Origin of the sequence: Morganella psychrotolerans (assembly GCF_001676155.1) — a bacterium.
Taxonomy (GTDB): Bacteria; Pseudomonadota; Gammaproteobacteria; order Enterobacterales; family Enterobacteriaceae; genus Morganella; species Morganella psychrotolerans.
Genome location: NZ_LZEW01000035.1, coordinates 39432 through 56115 on the forward strand (window position 1 = coordinate 39432; position 16684 = coordinate 56115).

Genomic DNA, 16684 nt, shown 5'->3' on the forward strand with positions numbered 1-16684 from the left:
ATGCGTCTGACAGACCCTTGCTACTCAATGGATGTGTGGTGCGCCGGCACTCTGAACAATGTGAAAAACGGAATATGGAATACCGGTATTTATGGTGAAGTGTCTGACTTTGATTTTATTATTTATTTGTCAGACCTGAAAAAACGGCTTGATAGAGACAAAAATTTCAAGAAATCCTGTAACGACCTGCTGTCACTGCTCAATGGCTTAGGGTTTACCAACGCCAAACATGAAGTTGACACACTTCGTTACGGTGATTTTTACCAACTGACAACGCTTAAAATTAAAATTAAAAGAGCATTTCCAGACAACGGTAGTGAACAGCTATCAAAAGCAATATCGTTAATAACGGAAATGCACACCGCCGCGATTATCGAAACCGAAGAAACCCGTTGTTTCGACGAGGAAATAAATAATCTGAAAGCCGGCTCTTTTCACCGAAGAACGTCAGTCCTGTTCTCCGTTCACTCTGACTATGACGCAGATCCACGATTCAGTAATGAAAATATAATTGAAACCTTTAAAGCTGCGGCTGTTGCAAAAGACATAGCTGTCGGCGTGGATAGTGGTCAGGCTGGTATGTTCGACCTTTCTGTGTTTGAGACAGTTGCCAGTCCCGAATCCGGCTGTTCTCCCGAACATAAGATATTTTACAGCCTGTGCTGTGATTGGGATTTGGGTGAATTAGATCTAACCACAAATACCATCACTCTGCCCGGCTCAAATCAGGCTATGGGTGTTAACAGTTCATCAGGATTCGGAGACGGCGGGTACAACGCTCATATCATCGCTGATGAAAACGGGGAAATAATCGCCGTTGCCTTTAATTACATGGGGGCGCTTGGTGATGGTGAAGATGATGAATAAGTGTATAGCTATAACAACGACGCAGATATGACATTTTTAATATTAGGTATTTACTTACTGATGTTAATGTATAAGAATCACCTCAATAACAAAGTGAGGTAATATGAAAATTTATTTTCTGATTGTATGTACGGCATTGCTGAACATTTTTCTGCTCTGCTTTCTCACCCCGACCCTGTTTTCGGCAAAAAGCGACTTTGGTGTTCTTGGCGCGTTGATTGTGGTCTTTTTTATCGTCCCTGTTGTGACGATTGACTGTTTTAAACAAATCAAAAAATGGAGTGTCCGTTAATGAATATTCGTAAAGGTCTGATGGTGGCTATGCTTGCTGTCGTTTCTGTAGTTGGTCTTTCAGGTTGTGAACGCGCCAAAGTTCCGGCTGGCAACGTTGGTATCAAAGTCGATCTGTACGGCGGCGACAAAGGCGTGCAAAACGAAAAACTCGGCACCGGAAAATACTGGCTGACATGGAATGAAGAAGTTTACCTCTTTCCTCTGTTTAAGCAGATGCACCAATACGAACAACCTTTCGTATTCCAAACCTCTGACAGCATGAGTATTACCGCATCGGTGGGTATTGAGTATCGCGTGGTTGAAGACAAAGTGATTGAAGTGTTCAAAACCTACCGCAAAGGCGTTCAGGAAATTACGGATAACAACATTCGCCAGTTAATCGCAGACTCTCTGATTAACCACGGTTCCAGAATGAATATCGACAAACTGGCGGACGGCGGCAAAACGGCTCTGCTGGAATCGGTCACAGAGGATTTACGCAAGCAATTGGCACCGGTCGGTATTGATATCCAGAAAGTGAGCTGGTTAGGCAAAATGGAGTACCCGCCGGAAGTTGTTGACGCTATCAACAAAAAGAACCGTGCCGTTCAGGAAACGCAGATGCGCCAGAACGAAATTGAAAAATCAAAAGCTGAGGCTGACAAAGCGATTGAGGAAGCCCGTGGTATTGCTGAATCAACCCGGCTGAAAGCACATGCAGACGCAGAAGCAATTACCCTGCGCGGTGATGCGCTGCGTAAGAATCCGGAAGTTATTCAGCTCGAAGCAGTGAATAAATGGAATGGCATGATGCCTAAGTTTATCGGCGGAGCAGCCCCGATGCCATTTATCGACGTTGGCAGCGAAACAGCACAATAACTCTGACCATTTAAAAGGCGCTGATTAAGCGCCTTTTTATTTAGCCATAATAGAATCTCAAGTCTTTACACACAATAAACTCACTCACGACGTAGGTATTAATTTACCTACTTGGTAAATTAATGACACTAATTATTATCATCTTTCTGCTTCATATCGGGTTTTCCGGTCTGATGTTTAATACATTGCTTAACCGCCATGAGTCCGCTCCGTTCTTAAAATGCTGGCTCTGGATGTTCCTGTGCGCCCCTCACGTAAGCGCGGAGATAAAAAGACTGCGGGGTGTTTCATGAGAAAATTTATCGCTCCTGTGTTCATCCTGCTTTGGATCATGGCTGCTGCTGTTGCGTACTGTCTCCCCGCTGCTGCGAGTGTTTCGACCACACCACACGCAACATTGATTAAAAAGGTTCTGAGCTGCAAGACCACTGTAGAGGGTAAAGATTCACTCTTTATAGTGGTCGATACCGGTCGGCGCTTCTCGGTAAAAATAAACGGTACGGTCTATGTATCGCCAGAACTAACCACTAAAACTGGCAACGAAACAATGGGTTACATTGGAAATGACCACTATAGAAAGGACAGTGATAGTTACACCGTCACTACCGATAAAATAGACGTTACGTTGTCACATTGCGAATTTATTGCATAAAAAGACCGCTATAGAGGGCGTTACTCTCTATAGCGGTCTGTTTGAAAATGTTCTCTATAGCGGTCTTTGCACGGTTACTTCTTTGATTTCCTGAGTTTTTCTAACAATTCTAGTTCTTCTCTTGTCAGTTCTGCTAAAACCGTATCGTCACTCCCTACAGTGGTCTTTCTCCCTTTAGTGGTCGTTACTTTTTTTGACCGTCTTAACAACCTTATTTTTCTTGAGCTTAGGGGTGCGTTCGTGGATCTGAAAATAGACCGCATTGCCTTTTTTTAACCTCAGTGCAGTCCAGATAGCCAATTTCTTTTAGCTGTTCTAATGCCCGTCGGACAGTGGCGTTCTGAGTGTTAACCCTTGATTTGAGGTTCAAACGCGCTCTGAGTCGCGCCAGCGACACCGGGATAGGATTTGATGGCAGACTCTCAATAAACGTGTAGAGCGCCTGTGCGCTCTCTTTACGAGATAATTCATTGATTGCCCGCAACTGGAGTAAAACCTTATGGTCGAACTGATACAGCTCGAATATCTTCGGATCAGCCTGTATCGTTACGGTATCTTTGTCCATGTCATAAAAGGCAGATTGGACAAGGTGGGTATGATAAGCCTTTGAATCATTTGTGAATGACAGTGTGGTTGATACGATGCGCCGCAGTGATTCATCCAGTCGTTCTCTGAGCCGCTTTGAAGATCGCGCGGACGGGATGCCGCAGAGCTTTACGAAATCGACAAATTTCAGGGTGACTTTGTCACCAATGACTTTGTGCTTTGCAAACGAATGGATGATCCCGACCCACGTTTTAAAGTCGTTATCCATATCAAGCCGTTCACCGGTTATCTTGATATTGTTATATCCCTCTGATTTAGCGAGTGAAAGCTGTTTTAATTCCTCGGTGGCATCCATTGAGGACATGAGGTTTCGCTTGCTGCGGGCAGTAGATTTTAGTGTCGGTACAAACAACCCGAGCCGCATAAGCGCGACCGGCTGAACGGTGTTATTCGTATTTGGTGTCAGCGTGATCAACTCACCTGTTTCTTTGTTTACTTCCGTAAAAGCAGAAGCCAATTCACTGTTAGGTATTGATATCTCAGCCACTATTTATCCCCGCGATTAATCTCGCACACTCCCCGCAGTGGTCTATTATTCCTATCTACAGTGGTCGTGTCACTGTTTATAGCGGTTTAATTACTCTCTACAGTGGTCGCATTGCTGTTTATAGTGGTCATGAAATGTTTAAACCTATTGATATCATTACGTAATCTGGCACGGGGATCTATTGGTTCTTCTGGAACTATTTGGATCTATTATTGGATCTATCCTGTTGATAACGTGAATATCCGCCCTGTGGATAGAAAATGCCATCTGCTCTCTACAGCGGTCTATTTTACTGATTTCAGCCGTCAATCTTCTCTCTATAGCAGTCATTCCTCTCTTTACAGTGGTTAAGCCGCTCCCTACAGTGGTCACTGATACGCTCTCAGGCCAAGTGCCGCAGCGTCTGCGGAGATTGGGGATCTCTTTTGATCTTTTATTTGATCTCTATGGAACTTATTTATTGGATCTATCCTGTTGATAATGTGGATAACAGCCTTGCCATGCAACTTTATCGCCTTATTCGTTTGTCCATAATCAGCACATAAACAAAACCAACGGAGTAGATTTTATGGAAGTCGGACAGCAGATTGTTGTAAGTACAGGCGTCACAATGCACGATGGGGTTAAGTACCTGTCTATTCTCGGTATCGGTGAATATCTTGGGGAAATGATGCCGGAAGGCAAACACCCGCTGCATCCGAAAGAACGTCACGAACAGCCGCGATTCCCGCAGCCAATGGTTAAAATCGGGGAAGAAACCATAACAAACTGGCAGGGAACGTTTTTCACTCTTGATCAGTTTGAGGTGATTGTCGGAAACAATCTTCACATGCCAGTGAAGCAGTTCCCGATCACCATAACTGCGGAGGTTGAATAATTACAGGCATATCGGCACAACGCCTTATTTTTCGGATATATTTGTCTTATACCAATAAAACAAATAAGGCATTTCATGTCCGAGCTTAAAAATAAATACAAAAGGGTGAGGCGTCTTGAAACAGGCGTCTACACCATTGAACCGGAGTCGGTCAGGAAACGTAACGATCATCTTTGTCAGATATGTTCAATAGCCGGCAACTGCCCTGTTCAAACAGCGCTTAAACTCACTGAGGGACATGCTGAGGCAATTATCAGAACATGTGCGAGGTTTGTTCCGTCTATACCATTCAGAAAGCCCTACGTTGGCTTACACTTCCCGTTGTTCAATACGCTCCGCGCCGGGACGACATGGCGGGATCGGCTTGTGGTCGGAAAGGTTGTCGCACTGACAGACTCCGCGACTGGTGAAATACTTCGGTTTGGCAGAGTTCAGAGTGTTATTTCCGGTGGCGTTGACCGTATGCTTGAAATCCACTCACAGTTTAATCACATTGCGATGGCAAACCGGAATGTCGCAGAGGTTGAAAAAGTGATCAGAAAATCATACGGCCATTTCCTCAAACCGGATTCGCAATTGACGGCGATTTATATCGAGGGCGTTACCAATAAAATTATTGACGATATCGATAACAAGCTGGGTACGCCGCCAGCCAGACTGACCGACAATGTGATCAACATGTTCAGGCATAAATAATATCATCACAGACACATTTGATTTATGGACATTGGCTGATAAAGGGATTAATGTGCAGGAATTAATTAATCTTACTTAAATTCACTATGAAAAAGATATTATTTATTACATCGGCATTGTTTTTAAATTCTTTTAATGCTCAGGCAGACGTTGATTGTAAGCGGCCGTTGAGTGATTACGGATATGCTATGGCCGAAATGTATCCGTTATATAAAGCCTATCAAGATGATTTTACTGAAGTTTTAACTGACTTTTGTGAGGCGGGTAAACAATTTTCATCACAAAATATGAGCAGCGGTGCGGCTGATGCTCGTATACGGTTAGAATCACGTAAATGGGTCAAAGATAAATTCGGTGACGGGAATATGCCCGAAAATATCCAGTATGGACTATCTGCGCTTATATACATGGGAGGATGGTCTGGATATTCAGGTATTAACTATCCAGTGCCGCTCAATAAGAAAAACAATCAAAAAGTAGCTAAAGAAAAGAGTATAGTCCGCGAAGAAAAGAAAGTAATACCTGTCGATGAAAATTTAAAAATCGCATACGAAAGAGTGTTAGAAGCTCATATTTCTAAAGTTGTTCGTTCAGTTGAGGTTAAACCAACAGGGGAAACATGCTGGTTAGTTGTTAACCATCGTTCTGATGGCACCATTACAGGGACTAGGCCGGATGGTGGAAAGTCACCAGGAGGGAGAGGACCGGATGCCGATGGATATTGTTTAGCTATTGAGGCAGCTGTAAAGGAAACAAGATTACCACCTTTTCTTAAAGGGCTTGATTTTGGATACAATGAGATTAGTGTTACGTATGCAATTACAGACAATGAACATGTTAAAGTTTTATAATAGTTAATGCAAAAATGTGATTTCAATTCAAGTGATTTATTAATCAAAGAAAAATACAGAAATTTATTTTGTAAATTATAAAGTTAAAGGTAACGTTATTACGCGTTATCTTTTATTTTTACTGCCTTTATCATTCTGATATCATCAGCTATCACATAAGTAGTTAAGTACGTATTACAAGGCAGATTAAAATGAAGATAAAAAAAAGCGTTATACGGCTTGATTTCAGACACGCACTATCACGTCTGGGATGCCTTTGCTAAAACCTCACATGACGGAATGAACTCACGTCTCAAAATTCAGTTAGATGCTACCCGTGAGGCGGCTAAAGCAGCGAAAGCTGCTGGGGCAAAAGCGTTATTTCATGGTGGCGACGTGTTCCATGTGCGCGGTTCTATCGCGCCTACAGTCCTGCACTACACGTCTGAGCTGTACGACTGGATTATCAACGAACTCGGTCTGGACGTGTATATCCTCGCGGGGAACCACGATCTTGAGACAAACGATTCAGTGTTCTCTGCCAACGCCTCTGCTTCATTTTCTAAAATCGGCGCTCATATCGTGTGCTCAAAATCGCCTCATACGTTCGATATTGACGGCGTAAAGGTTCACATGATCAGTTGGTACAACGATCACAAGTCTCTGCTGCATACGGTGAAAGAGCTGGCTAAAACGCTGGATTCATCCGTACCGAATGACCTGATTATTCACACGTCCATCAACAAAGCGATACCGGGTATGCCGGACGTTGGTATGGAGGCTGAGGAATTTGAGGGGCTGGGTTTCCGTTATGTTTTATCTGGGCATTACCACAACCACAAAGAAGTTATCCCGGGTGTCATTTCCATCGGCGCACTGACTCACCAGAATTGGGGCGATATCGGCACTACAGCGGGTTACATGCTGATTAACGAAGACGGCTCATATTCCCAGCACTCAACCAGTGCGCCGGTTTTCATTGAGCTTGAAGGTGATATGGATGAATCGCTGATCAAAGGTAACTACGTCCGCATCCGCGCTGTCATTAAGGACGACGAAGCTGGGAAATACCTTGAAGAAGTGGCCGTGCTGATGGGTGCAGCCGGTGTGACTCGAAACTTCACAAAAGAATCGGCACTGGCTGGGGCTGGCGAGGCAACAGCGGCAACAGCCCGGATTGACAGCCTGAAAGAGTCGGTCGGCAGTTACTGTGTTCTTTTGGGTAAAAGTGATTCAGATATTGATGTGACGAAACTGACGGCGTTGTGTGAAGACGTGTTGTCCCAGGCGGAGGGTAAAGAATAATGAAATTCCTGAAAATGACTGTTGAAAACTTCATGCGGATCGCGGAAGCGGAAGTGGAGCTGAACGACCGTGGCTTGATTCTGATTCAGGGCAAAAATACCGATGATACGTCAGCCAACAGCAACGGATCGGGGAAATCGACTCTGATGAACGCCTTATGCTGGGGCATCTACGGTGAGACAGCTAACGGACTTAAAGCTGACGATGTGCTGAGTACCGGACATGAAAAGAACTGCCGCGTTTCTGTCACCATTGAGGACGAGGGAAAGCGTTATGCAATCATGCGCCACCGCGCTCACGCTACCAACAAAAACCGCCTGTTGGTGTCCTGTGAAGACGGTGATCTGACCAAAGGCACTGATAAGCTGACTCAGGAATTTATTGAAAAGCTAATCGGCGCATCAAAAGAGGTGTTTCTGGCATCAATTTACGCAAGTCAGGAAAACATGCCTGATTTGCCTGGCATGACAGATAAAAACCTGAAAGCTATTGTGGAAGAAGCGGCGGGTGTAGATCGTCTGACCCATTCTTACGATATTGCCCGTGACCGCCACAATGCAAAACTGGCAGAACGTGACGGTGTGGCAGGTAAAATCACAGTTGCGGATCGTGCGTTTATCAGTGCGCTTGAAACATCCGAAGAAACTGTAATGTCCGCCGATGAGTGGGAACGGGCGCGTAAAGCGCGTATTGACGATGCTAAAAAGGCAGTGAACGAAGCAGAGGTATCTCTGACTGAGATTGAGTTTGCCAATGCGGATTGCCCGTCACTTGAAAGTATCGACGCTAAAATCGCTGGCATCCGCACAAGCATTTCCGGCGTGACTGAGCATGATAAAAAAATCAGTGACATGACGACGGCGATTGCCAAAGCCAGGGCGGGGCACGGCGTTAAACGAAGCGAGATTGACCGCCTCAAATTACAGGCTAAGAACGCAATGGAACAGGCGGCTGGTGTCTCTGAGAAAGTCGGGTCGCCGTGTACCGAGTGTGGTAAGCCGTATTGTGAAGCAGATCTGGCGACTGTCAAAAAAGGTCATACGGATAAAGCCCGCGCTGACATGGTGAAAATCACGGAAACCCTGTTGCCGGAAATTACAGTCATTGATGAGCAACTGACCAAAGCAGAGGCGGTACTTGAGTCACTGAAAGCGGCCCGCCCGAACGTTGACGCGGAAATGGATAAGGTTGCCACGCTGCAACGCCAGCGTATGTTTCTGGAAAAGTCACTGACGGCAGAAGATACAGCAAGAACGGCACTGACCAAAGCGCGTGAGCTGCTGACTGCCATTGAGTCAGAGAAAAATCCGTTTACCTCTCTGATTGAGAAGACCAAAGCGGAAGCCGCGCTTCTGAAAGATGATTTAAAGACTTTAAGAGTAACGAAAGAAAAATTAGACGGTGAATCTGATTTACTGGAACAGGCGCGGAAAGTGTTTTCTCCGGCCGGTGTCCGCAGTCATATCCTGTCAAACGTAACGCCGTATCTGAATGCCAAAACAGCGGAGTATCTCAATACACTGTCTGATGGTTCGATCACAGCGGTATGGTCAACGATGGAACTGACCAAAAAAGGCGAAGCGAAAGATAAATTCAATATCGCTGTCAGCAAAGAGGGAGCGAGTAAGTCATTCGCGGGTCTGTCCGGTGGTGAAAAACGTAAAGTGCGTATCGCAACCGCACTGGCATTGCAGGATCTGGTTGCAAGCCGGGCGACGAAAAACATTCAGTTGTTTATCGGGGATGAAATCGATGATGCGCTGGACGTTGCGGGGCTGGAACGTCTCATGGCTATTCTGGAAGTGAAAGCGCGTGAGCGCGGTACTGTCATGATTATCTCTCACAAAGAAATGAAATCATGGTTCAGAGAAACTATCACCGTTGAATCAAAAGGCGGTCGCTCCTATGTCTGCTGAATTTACAAAGGCCGATTTTGTTAAATCGGTACTGGCAATGGTAGATCTGCATAATTTGTCTGTAATGTACCCGTTTGTCGAAGCCGGGCATGACCTTGAAACCAAAAGTGAATCAGATGTATCAATCGCTATTGCACTTAAAAGCTGTTTTCAGGATTTTATCGACACTGATAAATCCGGATCTCATGTTTTGACGGCAGACGACTGGCATTCAGAGAAAGCTGCGCTGACTAAGCTGATTGGTTCTGAAACGACAGAAAAAGTTGATACCTGGCTTTCGATGAAAATGCTTGAGGGCAGTACGGATTTACAGATTGCTTTTTCCCGGATCAATACAGTGCTTGATGGTGAAAGTGATTACACGGTGGCTGTTTACGATCATGCGGCGATTATGGATTTGAAAGGTGAGTGGGAAAGCAACCGCAAGCTGTTTCTATGCAAAATCCGGCATAGCGATTTCAATGCGTTGTTTAATCTCAATACCAGCTTTCACGCAGCTATGCAGAAAGTCGCTCAGACGTTCACAGGGCGACTGTCTTTGTTAGATAGTGAGGAAGCATCAAGTGAAATAAGAAAATGCTGTCACGTCGATCCTACTAACAGATACAGCATTTCTGAGAAAGGGATGAAGTTCAAATTGCGCATTGATGCAACATTCCCTGAAATTAACAGGGACTACAGCACTGCGGCTTTGGCATCAGGTGGGTTCTCTGCTTCATCGAGCGACCTGACTGTTCAAAAGGCAGAAAAGCGGGTTGTCAAACAAGAGCAGAAAATCAAAAAACCGGAGAAAGTGGTCAGTGCCGCTGAATCGTCGGAAGTCGTTATTAACGGCAAAAGTTTTCTGATGGGATCATTTTAACAGTCACACACACAGGTAACACAATGGGTAAAATTGTAAAAATCGCGGGACTTGACCCGTCTATGTCTAACTTTGGTGTGGTATTCGGGGATCTGGATATCACAACCGGTCAGGTGGTCAGAATTGAGCGGATGGAGCTTATCCAGACGGAATCCGGCGACAAAAAATCAGTGCGCGTAAACAGCGACGATTTGCGCCGCGCCTCTGAAATCTGGAAACGCGCCAAGCCGATTATCGATAAGGCTCAACTGGTGTTTTGTGAATTGCCAGTCGGCAGTCAGTCAAGCCGGGCACAAACCTCTTATGGCATCTGCATTGGTGTTCTGGCATGTGTCGATAAACCGCTGATTCAGGTCACGCCGATTGAGATTAAGCAGTTTGTCGCCGGTAAGAAGACGACAACGAAAGAGGAAATTATTACATGGGCGACTCAAAAGCATCCGGAAGCCCCGTGGATCAAGCGCAAAGAAAAAGGTGTTGAGAAGTACATGAATAAAAACGAACACCTTGCTGACGCAGTTGCAGCGATTTATACCGGCATCCAGACAGACCAGTATCGACAAATCTCCACAGTTATTTCCTCCCTGATTTAAAACCATATATTAATCACTTAAAAATCAACCACACAAGATATTGAATTTGTGTGGTTGATAATAGGTATTTGTTTACCTATCATGTTTTAACTTTTTCCACTTGGACTAAACAAAATGACTTCACTTGTTACGAAGCGTGACGGATCACAAGAGCCGTTTGATACTGAGAAATTTAACCGCGTTGCTATGTACGGCACAGCAGGTATCAGCGGTGTGAGCGCTTCCGCTATTGCTATGAAAGTTCATATCAGCGCAAAGGATGGTATCAGAACAACTGATATTCATTCACTGATGGTCAAAGCCGCAGCTGATTTGATTTCAGCCGAGTCACCTAATTACAGCCAGGTCGCCGCCCGTCTGAATATTGGTCTGATCCGTAAAGAGGCGTTGGGTCAGTACGGTTATCCGGCGCTGCTGGGTCACATTCAGAAAAACGTATTCCGTAAGGTGTATGACAAGGATCTGCTGAAATACTATTCCGTAGATGAAATTAACGAGCTGGGCGAATACATGAAACCGGAACGTGATGAGTTGTTCGGCTATGCCGCAACCGTTCAGTTGCGTGGTAAGTATCTGGCTCAGAACCGTGTCACTGGTGAATTGCATGAAGCGCCGCAGCATGTGTACATGCTGGCATCGATGTGTTTCTTCCAGCATTGGGAAAAACCGTCCCGTATGCAGATGGTGAAAGAGTTTTATGACGCTGTATCTATGTTCAAGCTGTCTCTGCCGACTCCTATCATGTCCGGTCTGCGTACTCAGACACGTCAGTTCAGTAGCTGCGTTGTGATGGAAGCCGGCGACTCCCTGCCGTCCATTAACGCAACCGCAAACGCCATTGTGAATTACGTTTCACAACGCGCTGGTATCGGTCTTGGCTTTGGCGCTATCCGCGCTCTCGGCAGTGAAATCCGTGGTGGTGAAGCCAATCACACCGGTACAATCCCGTTCCTGAAATATTTCCAGGCGGCTGTTAAGTCCTGTTCTCAGGGCGGTGTTCGTGGCGGTGCTGCAACAGCGTTTTACCCGTTATGGCATCGTGAAGCTGAAAGTCTGCTGGTGCTGAAAAATAACCGGGGTGTGGAAGAAAACCGCGTCCGTCACATGGACTACGGCGTGATGATCAACGGTCTGCTGTACAAACGTCTGATCGGCGGCGGTAAAATTTCTCTGTTCAGCCCTAATGATGTGCCGAGTATGTATGACGCATTCTTTGCTGATCAGGATGAGTTTGCCCGTCTGTATGAAGCTGCCGAAGCTGATGAATCTATCGAGCGCATTACCGTACCGGCTGTGGAACTGTTCTCCGCCATGATGCAGGAACGCGCATCTACCGGTCGTATTTACATTGCTAACGTGGATCACATGAACACGCATGGCGCATTCCGTCCGGAAGTCGCGCCGGTTCGTCAGTCTAATTTGTGCATGGAAATTGCCCTGCCGACAAAACCGCTGGAGTTTGCGGATGATCCGGACGGTGAAATCTCTCTGTGTACTCTGTCGGCAATTAACTTTGGTGCGATTGAAAGTCTTGATGAACTGGAACATCTGTCTCACCTGATTGTTGCTGCACTTGATTCTCTGCTGGATTACCAGAATTACCCGATGAAAGCAGCGGAACGCTCTACCCGCAGCCGCCGCAGTCTCGGTGTCGGCGCTACCAACCTCGCCTACTATCTGGCAAAAAACGGTTACAAATATTCTGATACCGCCGGTGATCAGTTTATCCATGACACGTTTGAAGCGATGCAGTATTACCTGCTGAAAGCGTCAAACCATCTGGCTAAGTGTTTCGGGGCATGTCCGGCTTTCGGTGAAACCCGTTATGCCTCTGGTGAGCTGCCAATCGACCACTACAGAAAGCAACTTGATACTGCTGCTACCGGTGTCACTGAACCTCTGAAAATGGATTGGGAGGCGTTACGCGCTGATATCCGCCGTTACGGGTTGCGTAACTCAACCGTCTCCGCGTTGATGCCGTGTGAAACGTCCAGTCAGATCACCAACAGCACAAACGGTATCGAGCCACCTCGCGGCGCTGTGACTGTGAAAATGAGCAAAGAGGGCGCAGTCCGGATGGTTGTGCCGGAGTATGAGCGCCTGAAAGATCAGTACGAATATCTGTGGGAAATGGGCGGCAACAAAGGTTATCTGACCAAAATCGCTATCATGCAGAAATTTGTGGATCAGGCGATTTCAGCCAATACGAATTACGACCCGGAGATTTACCCGAACGGCCGTGTCCCGATGGAAGAATTGCTTCGTGACCTGCTACTGGCCTACTCGATGGGTGTGAAAACTCTGTACTACCACAATACCCGCGACCGTTCCGGCGAGGAAGATGAACGCGAGACACCAACAGCACCAGCTGGTGATGATTGCGGCGACTCCTGCAAAATTTAAGCGACAAACACTCTGAAAAGGTGGGCTTTGGCTCGCCTTTTTATTTCTCTTTAATGCCTGTCTGACTGATTCAGAATTGGCACAAACCAAACGTAAACGTAAAAGGAAATGTATGTCAGGCTATTCAGTATTTCGTCAGGAAAAGAATGATGCGACCAAAGAGCCGATGTTTTTCGGTCTGAGCGTAAATGTCGCCCGTTACGATCAGCAAAAGCACCGCATCTTTGAAAAAGCGATTGAACGGCAACTGAGCTTTTTCTGGCGCCCGGAAGAAGTGGATGTGAGCAAAGACCGCATCGATTACCAGAATATGCCGGAGCATGAGCGTCACATCTTTATTTCAAACCTGAAATACCAGACGCTGCTTGATTCTGTTCAGGGTCGTGCCCCTAATATCGCCCTGCTGCCTATTTGTTCACTGCCGGAGCTGGAAACGTGGATTGAAACGTGGTCTTTCTCCGAAACCATTCACAGCCGTAGCTACACCCATATTATCCGCAATCTTGTCACTGACCCGGACACTATTTTTGACGGCATTGTGGAAGATGAAATGATCCTCGCCCGTGCCGCGTCTGTATCGGAAGAATATGACCGTCTGATTAAAATGTTCGTCGCTCGTGAATATCTCGGTGTAGAGAAATTTGAGCGCGAATTCGGCGATGAAGCTATTCAGGAACAATTATTTAAAACGCTGGTGGCCGTCAACACCCTTGAGGCTATCCGCTTCTATGTCAGTTTCGCCTGTACTTTCGCGTTCGGTGAGCGTGGTGTGATGGAAGCGAACGCCAAGATCATGAAGTTTATTGCCCGTGATGAAGCGTTACATTGTCACGTTACGCAGGAAATGATTAAACTGATGTACAACGGGCGCGAGGGTGAAATGTGGAAACGCATTGCAGAGCGCAATCGTGACTTTGTTATTGAAACGATGGAATCCGTTGCCGAACAGGAAATGGCGTGGGCTGATTATCTGTTTAAAGACGGATCAATGATTGGCCTGAATGCAGAAATGCTGAAAGAGTACGTGAAACACCGCTCAAACGTGGCTATGAAGCGCATCGGGTTCGAGGCTGTGTTTCCGGAAGTAAAACACGATCCGTTGCCGTGGATGAACAACTGGTTGCTGTCTGACAACGTTCAGGTCGCTCCGCAGGAAGCGGAAAAAGCCGATTACCTCACCGGGCAGATTGACTCCGAAGTGAAAGCCGGTTCACTGGCTGGCTTTGAAATCTGATACACCTGCTGAAAAAGAGTGACTGCCGTAGTCACTCTTTCAATATTTATATCGTTAAATAAACAAGATAAATAATTAATTTATGGAAATTACCAATGGCTAAAAACATCACACTGAGCTTTAAACCTACCAGTCAGCCACAATCAGAGGGTGCTAAGATTGTCGGTGAAATGTACAACATGGTTCGTGAGTTTCATGAAGTGTTTTCTCACCCTATCAACAGCAACGAAATCACCGCTGATATGCTTCGTTTACGCGCCAATCTGATCCGTGAGGAAGCGAAAGAAGGTGTTGCTGCTCTGGAAAACGCTGATGGTCTTGAAATTCTGGATGCTGCCGGTGACACTATTTACGTTCTTGCCGGTACGCTGGTGATGATCAACGGCGCACTGAGTCACGCGCTGGCATTTGACCCGTTCGGTATGTCAATGACTGCAAAGGTGATGTTCTCGTTTGAGTCTGATTTCGGCGGTGACATGAAAAAGGCATTTGATCACTCACTGTATATCGCCTCAGAAATCGATGATATTGCTGCGATGATGGATAAAGGCAAAGGAGAGCTGGCTGCTCGTGATTTTGAAATGATTCCGGCCGCGATATCAGACGCTATCTGTTTGCTCAGTTCTGTTCTGAAATCCACCGGTGTTGATGTAAAGGAAATGGTCGCCGCTATCCACGAATCCAATATGACTAAGTTGTGGTCTGGTGATGCGCTAACTCGCCAGGCTCAGGTAGCCAAGTGCAAATACAACCCGAAAGATCTCGCGTTCCGAACCTGTTTGTCCCGTCAGGGGATGATCGGGTATCGAATCTCAGACGGCAAAATCCTCAAATGCCCGGATTACACTTCGGTCAACCTTGACTCATTTTTGACCGCTTGTACGGAATTATCTTAATATATATTGATAAGTAAACAAATACATAATATATTTGCTCCGCCTTATTTGGAGTAATTATTGATTAATTAACAGAAAATCTTTGTTTTTTATGTGGTGCATCTTTCAGATGCACCATTTTTTTTTGTTTACTGCCTACCAATCTTATATAAAATGTAAGTACGTAAATACATACAGAGGGCATTATGGAAAATGATATCAAAAACCACCTTGCACTGAGCAACGACGATTCATTCCGACAGGTTATTGAAGCTGTCTACAACGAGGGTGAATTATCAAATAACAACCGTACAGGTGTTCCGACTCGCGGATTGAGCTTTATTCCAAGTTTTTATCATCTTACCGGTGGTCTTGTTCCGATGCTGTCAGGTAAAGCCGTTAACGAAAAACCGCTTCTGGTTGAACTTGAATGGTATCTGCGCGGTGAGGGTAATATCCGCTTTATGAGCGAAAACGGCGTGAAAATCTGGAATCAATGGGCGGATGAAAACGGCGATCTCGGGCCGGTGTATGGCAAGCAATGGCGTAAGTGGCGCGATACCCGGGTTGTGACTGTCTCAGAGTTTGAAGAAATCAAGCACAGGGGCTATGTGGTGGATGGGGAGCTGACGGATGGTCGTCTGGCTGTTACCCGCGAAATCGACCAGTTACAGCGCATCGTGGATAATCTGCGTAACGACCCTGAGAACCGCCGTAACATCATGTCAGCGTGGAACGTTGGTGAGCTGGAGGATATGCAGCTTCCGCCGTGTCACTTCGCGTTCGGGACGTGGAGTCGTGAAGTCAGTCCGGATCAGCGTTTTTATATTGCAGTGGAAACCGGTGCGAATCATTTTGCTCACGGTATTGTGTCGAAATACTCAGCCATGATCAGTGATCTTGTTGATGAAAACGGCGCATTGCCGGATCTCGATACTCTGGCGGAAACGGTCACTCATGAATGGCTTGATGCCCGAGGCATTCCGCGCCGTGTACTGAACACCGGCATGGTGCAGCGCAGCGTTGATACCTTTGTCGGTATGCCTTTCAACATCGCTGGCTACGGCATTCTGACGCACTATCTGGCGCATATCACCGATCACATGGCGGACAATTTTACCCACTTCGGGTTTGACGTTCACCTGTATAGCAATCACGAAGACGGATTCAAAGAATACACCGGTCGTCGTGAAATCGAGGAAAGCTACCCTGTGGTGGTATTCCCTGAGTCGTGGAAAGAGTTGTCAGATTTCAACTGGCAGGAAATTCAGATCCTCGGTTATCAGTCTCACGACTGGATCAAAGTGCCTGTTGCGAAGTAAGGAAGCC

At 46.1% G+C, this 16684-nt stretch carries 15 protein-coding genes and 1 pseudogene; 15 read left to right on the forward strand and 1 reads right to left on the reverse strand.

The features are described from left to right. Nucleotides 1–99 precede the first annotated feature (99 nt). From AYY16_RS19075 to AYY16_RS19090, 4 genes are all read left to right on the forward strand, one after another. Nucleotides 100–867 (forward strand): DUF4241 domain-containing protein, encoded by a 768-nt coding sequence (locus tag AYY16_RS19075; protein ID WP_162271079.1) that lies wholly within the window; start codon nucleotides 100–102, stop codon nucleotides 865–867. 103 nt (nucleotides 868–970) lie between these two features. Further along, a complete protein-coding gene (locus tag AYY16_RS19080; RefSeq protein WP_067370492.1) occupies nucleotides 971–1159 on the forward strand; it encodes a hypothetical protein in 189 nt (62 codons plus the stop codon). Nucleotides 1160–1179: 20 nt separating this feature from the next. Further along, entirely contained in the window at nucleotides 1180–2019 is an 840-nt protein-coding gene (locus AYY16_RS19085; protein WP_208020750.1) for an SPFH domain-containing protein, read from the forward strand. 289 nt (nucleotides 2020–2308) lie between these two features. Next, a complete protein-coding gene (locus AYY16_RS19090) occupies nucleotides 2309–2671 on the forward strand; it encodes a hypothetical protein (protein ID WP_067370495.1) in 363 nt (120 codons plus the stop codon). A 219-nt stretch (nucleotides 2672–2890) separates the two neighbouring features. Here AYY16_RS19090 and AYY16_RS19095 read toward each other — a convergent pair. Next, a pseudogene (locus tag AYY16_RS19095) lies at nucleotides 2891–3764 on the reverse strand (RepB family plasmid replication initiator protein); the annotation flags it as partial. Between the two features lie 568 nt (nucleotides 3765–4332). Between AYY16_RS19095 and AYY16_RS19100 the strand changes: the two are divergent. The 11 genes from AYY16_RS19100 (at nucleotide 4333) to AYY16_RS19150 (ending at nucleotide 16677) form a co-directional block, all read left to right on the forward strand. Beyond that, a complete protein-coding gene (locus AYY16_RS19100; protein ID WP_067370499.1) occupies nucleotides 4333–4641 on the forward strand; it encodes a hypothetical protein in 309 nt (102 codons plus the stop codon). 366 nt (nucleotides 4642–5007) lie between these two features. Next, nucleotides 5008–5337 carry a cullin gene (locus AYY16_RS19105; protein ID WP_150385164.1) on the forward strand — a complete coding sequence of 110 codons (330 nt, stop codon included), beginning with the start codon at nucleotides 5008–5010 and terminating at the stop codon, nucleotides 5335–5337. Between the two features lie 86 nt (nucleotides 5338–5423). Beyond that, the gene (locus AYY16_RS19110) at nucleotides 5424–6188 is read left to right on the forward strand and encodes a hypothetical protein (protein ID WP_067370508.1); all 765 of its coding nucleotides are present in this window, start codon (nucleotides 5424–5426) and stop codon (nucleotides 6186–6188) included. A 219-nt stretch (nucleotides 6189–6407) separates the two neighbouring features. Then, nucleotides 6408–7472 (forward strand): metallophosphoesterase family protein, encoded by a 1065-nt coding sequence (locus AYY16_RS19115; protein ID WP_067370511.1) that lies wholly within the window; start codon nucleotides 6408–6410, stop codon nucleotides 7470–7472. Beyond that, complete coding sequence (locus tag AYY16_RS19120; RefSeq protein WP_067370514.1) at nucleotides 7472–9388, forward strand: AAA family ATPase; 1917 nt, start codon at nucleotides 7472–7474, stop codon at nucleotides 9386–9388. The genes AYY16_RS19115 and AYY16_RS19120 overlap by 1 nt, the downstream gene beginning before the upstream one ends. After that, a complete protein-coding gene (locus AYY16_RS19125; RefSeq protein WP_067370516.1) occupies nucleotides 9378–10250 on the forward strand; it encodes a hypothetical protein in 873 nt (290 codons plus the stop codon). Before AYY16_RS19120 ends, AYY16_RS19125 begins: the two co-directional genes overlap by 11 nt. A 23-nt stretch (nucleotides 10251–10273) precedes the next feature. After that, on the forward strand, nucleotides 10274–10843 hold the full coding sequence (locus tag AYY16_RS19130) for a RuvC family protein (protein WP_067370520.1): 570 nt from the start codon (nucleotides 10274–10276) through the stop codon (nucleotides 10841–10843). 114 nt (nucleotides 10844–10957) lie between these two features. Continuing rightward, a complete protein-coding gene (gene nrdA / locus AYY16_RS19135; protein WP_067370522.1) occupies nucleotides 10958–13246 on the forward strand; it encodes a class 1a ribonucleoside-diphosphate reductase subunit alpha in 2289 nt (762 codons plus the stop codon). A gap of 112 nt (nucleotides 13247–13358) precedes the next feature. Beyond that, nucleotides 13359–14480: a class Ia ribonucleoside-diphosphate reductase subunit beta gene (gene nrdB, locus AYY16_RS19140; protein WP_067370525.1), complete on the forward strand. Its 1122-nt coding sequence runs from the start codon at nucleotides 13359–13361 to the stop codon at nucleotides 14478–14480. A gap of 95 nt (nucleotides 14481–14575) precedes the next feature. After that, nucleotides 14576–15376 carry a nucleoside triphosphate pyrophosphohydrolase family protein gene (locus tag AYY16_RS19145; protein WP_067370528.1) on the forward strand — a complete coding sequence of 267 codons (801 nt, stop codon included), beginning with the start codon at nucleotides 14576–14578 and terminating at the stop codon, nucleotides 15374–15376. A gap of 185 nt (nucleotides 15377–15561) precedes the next feature. Beyond that, nucleotides 15562–16677 carry a thymidylate synthase gene (locus tag AYY16_RS19150; RefSeq protein ID WP_067370531.1) on the forward strand — a complete coding sequence of 372 codons (1116 nt, stop codon included), beginning with the start codon at nucleotides 15562–15564 and terminating at the stop codon, nucleotides 16675–16677. The last annotated feature ends 7 nt before the right edge of the window (nucleotides 16678–16684 follow it).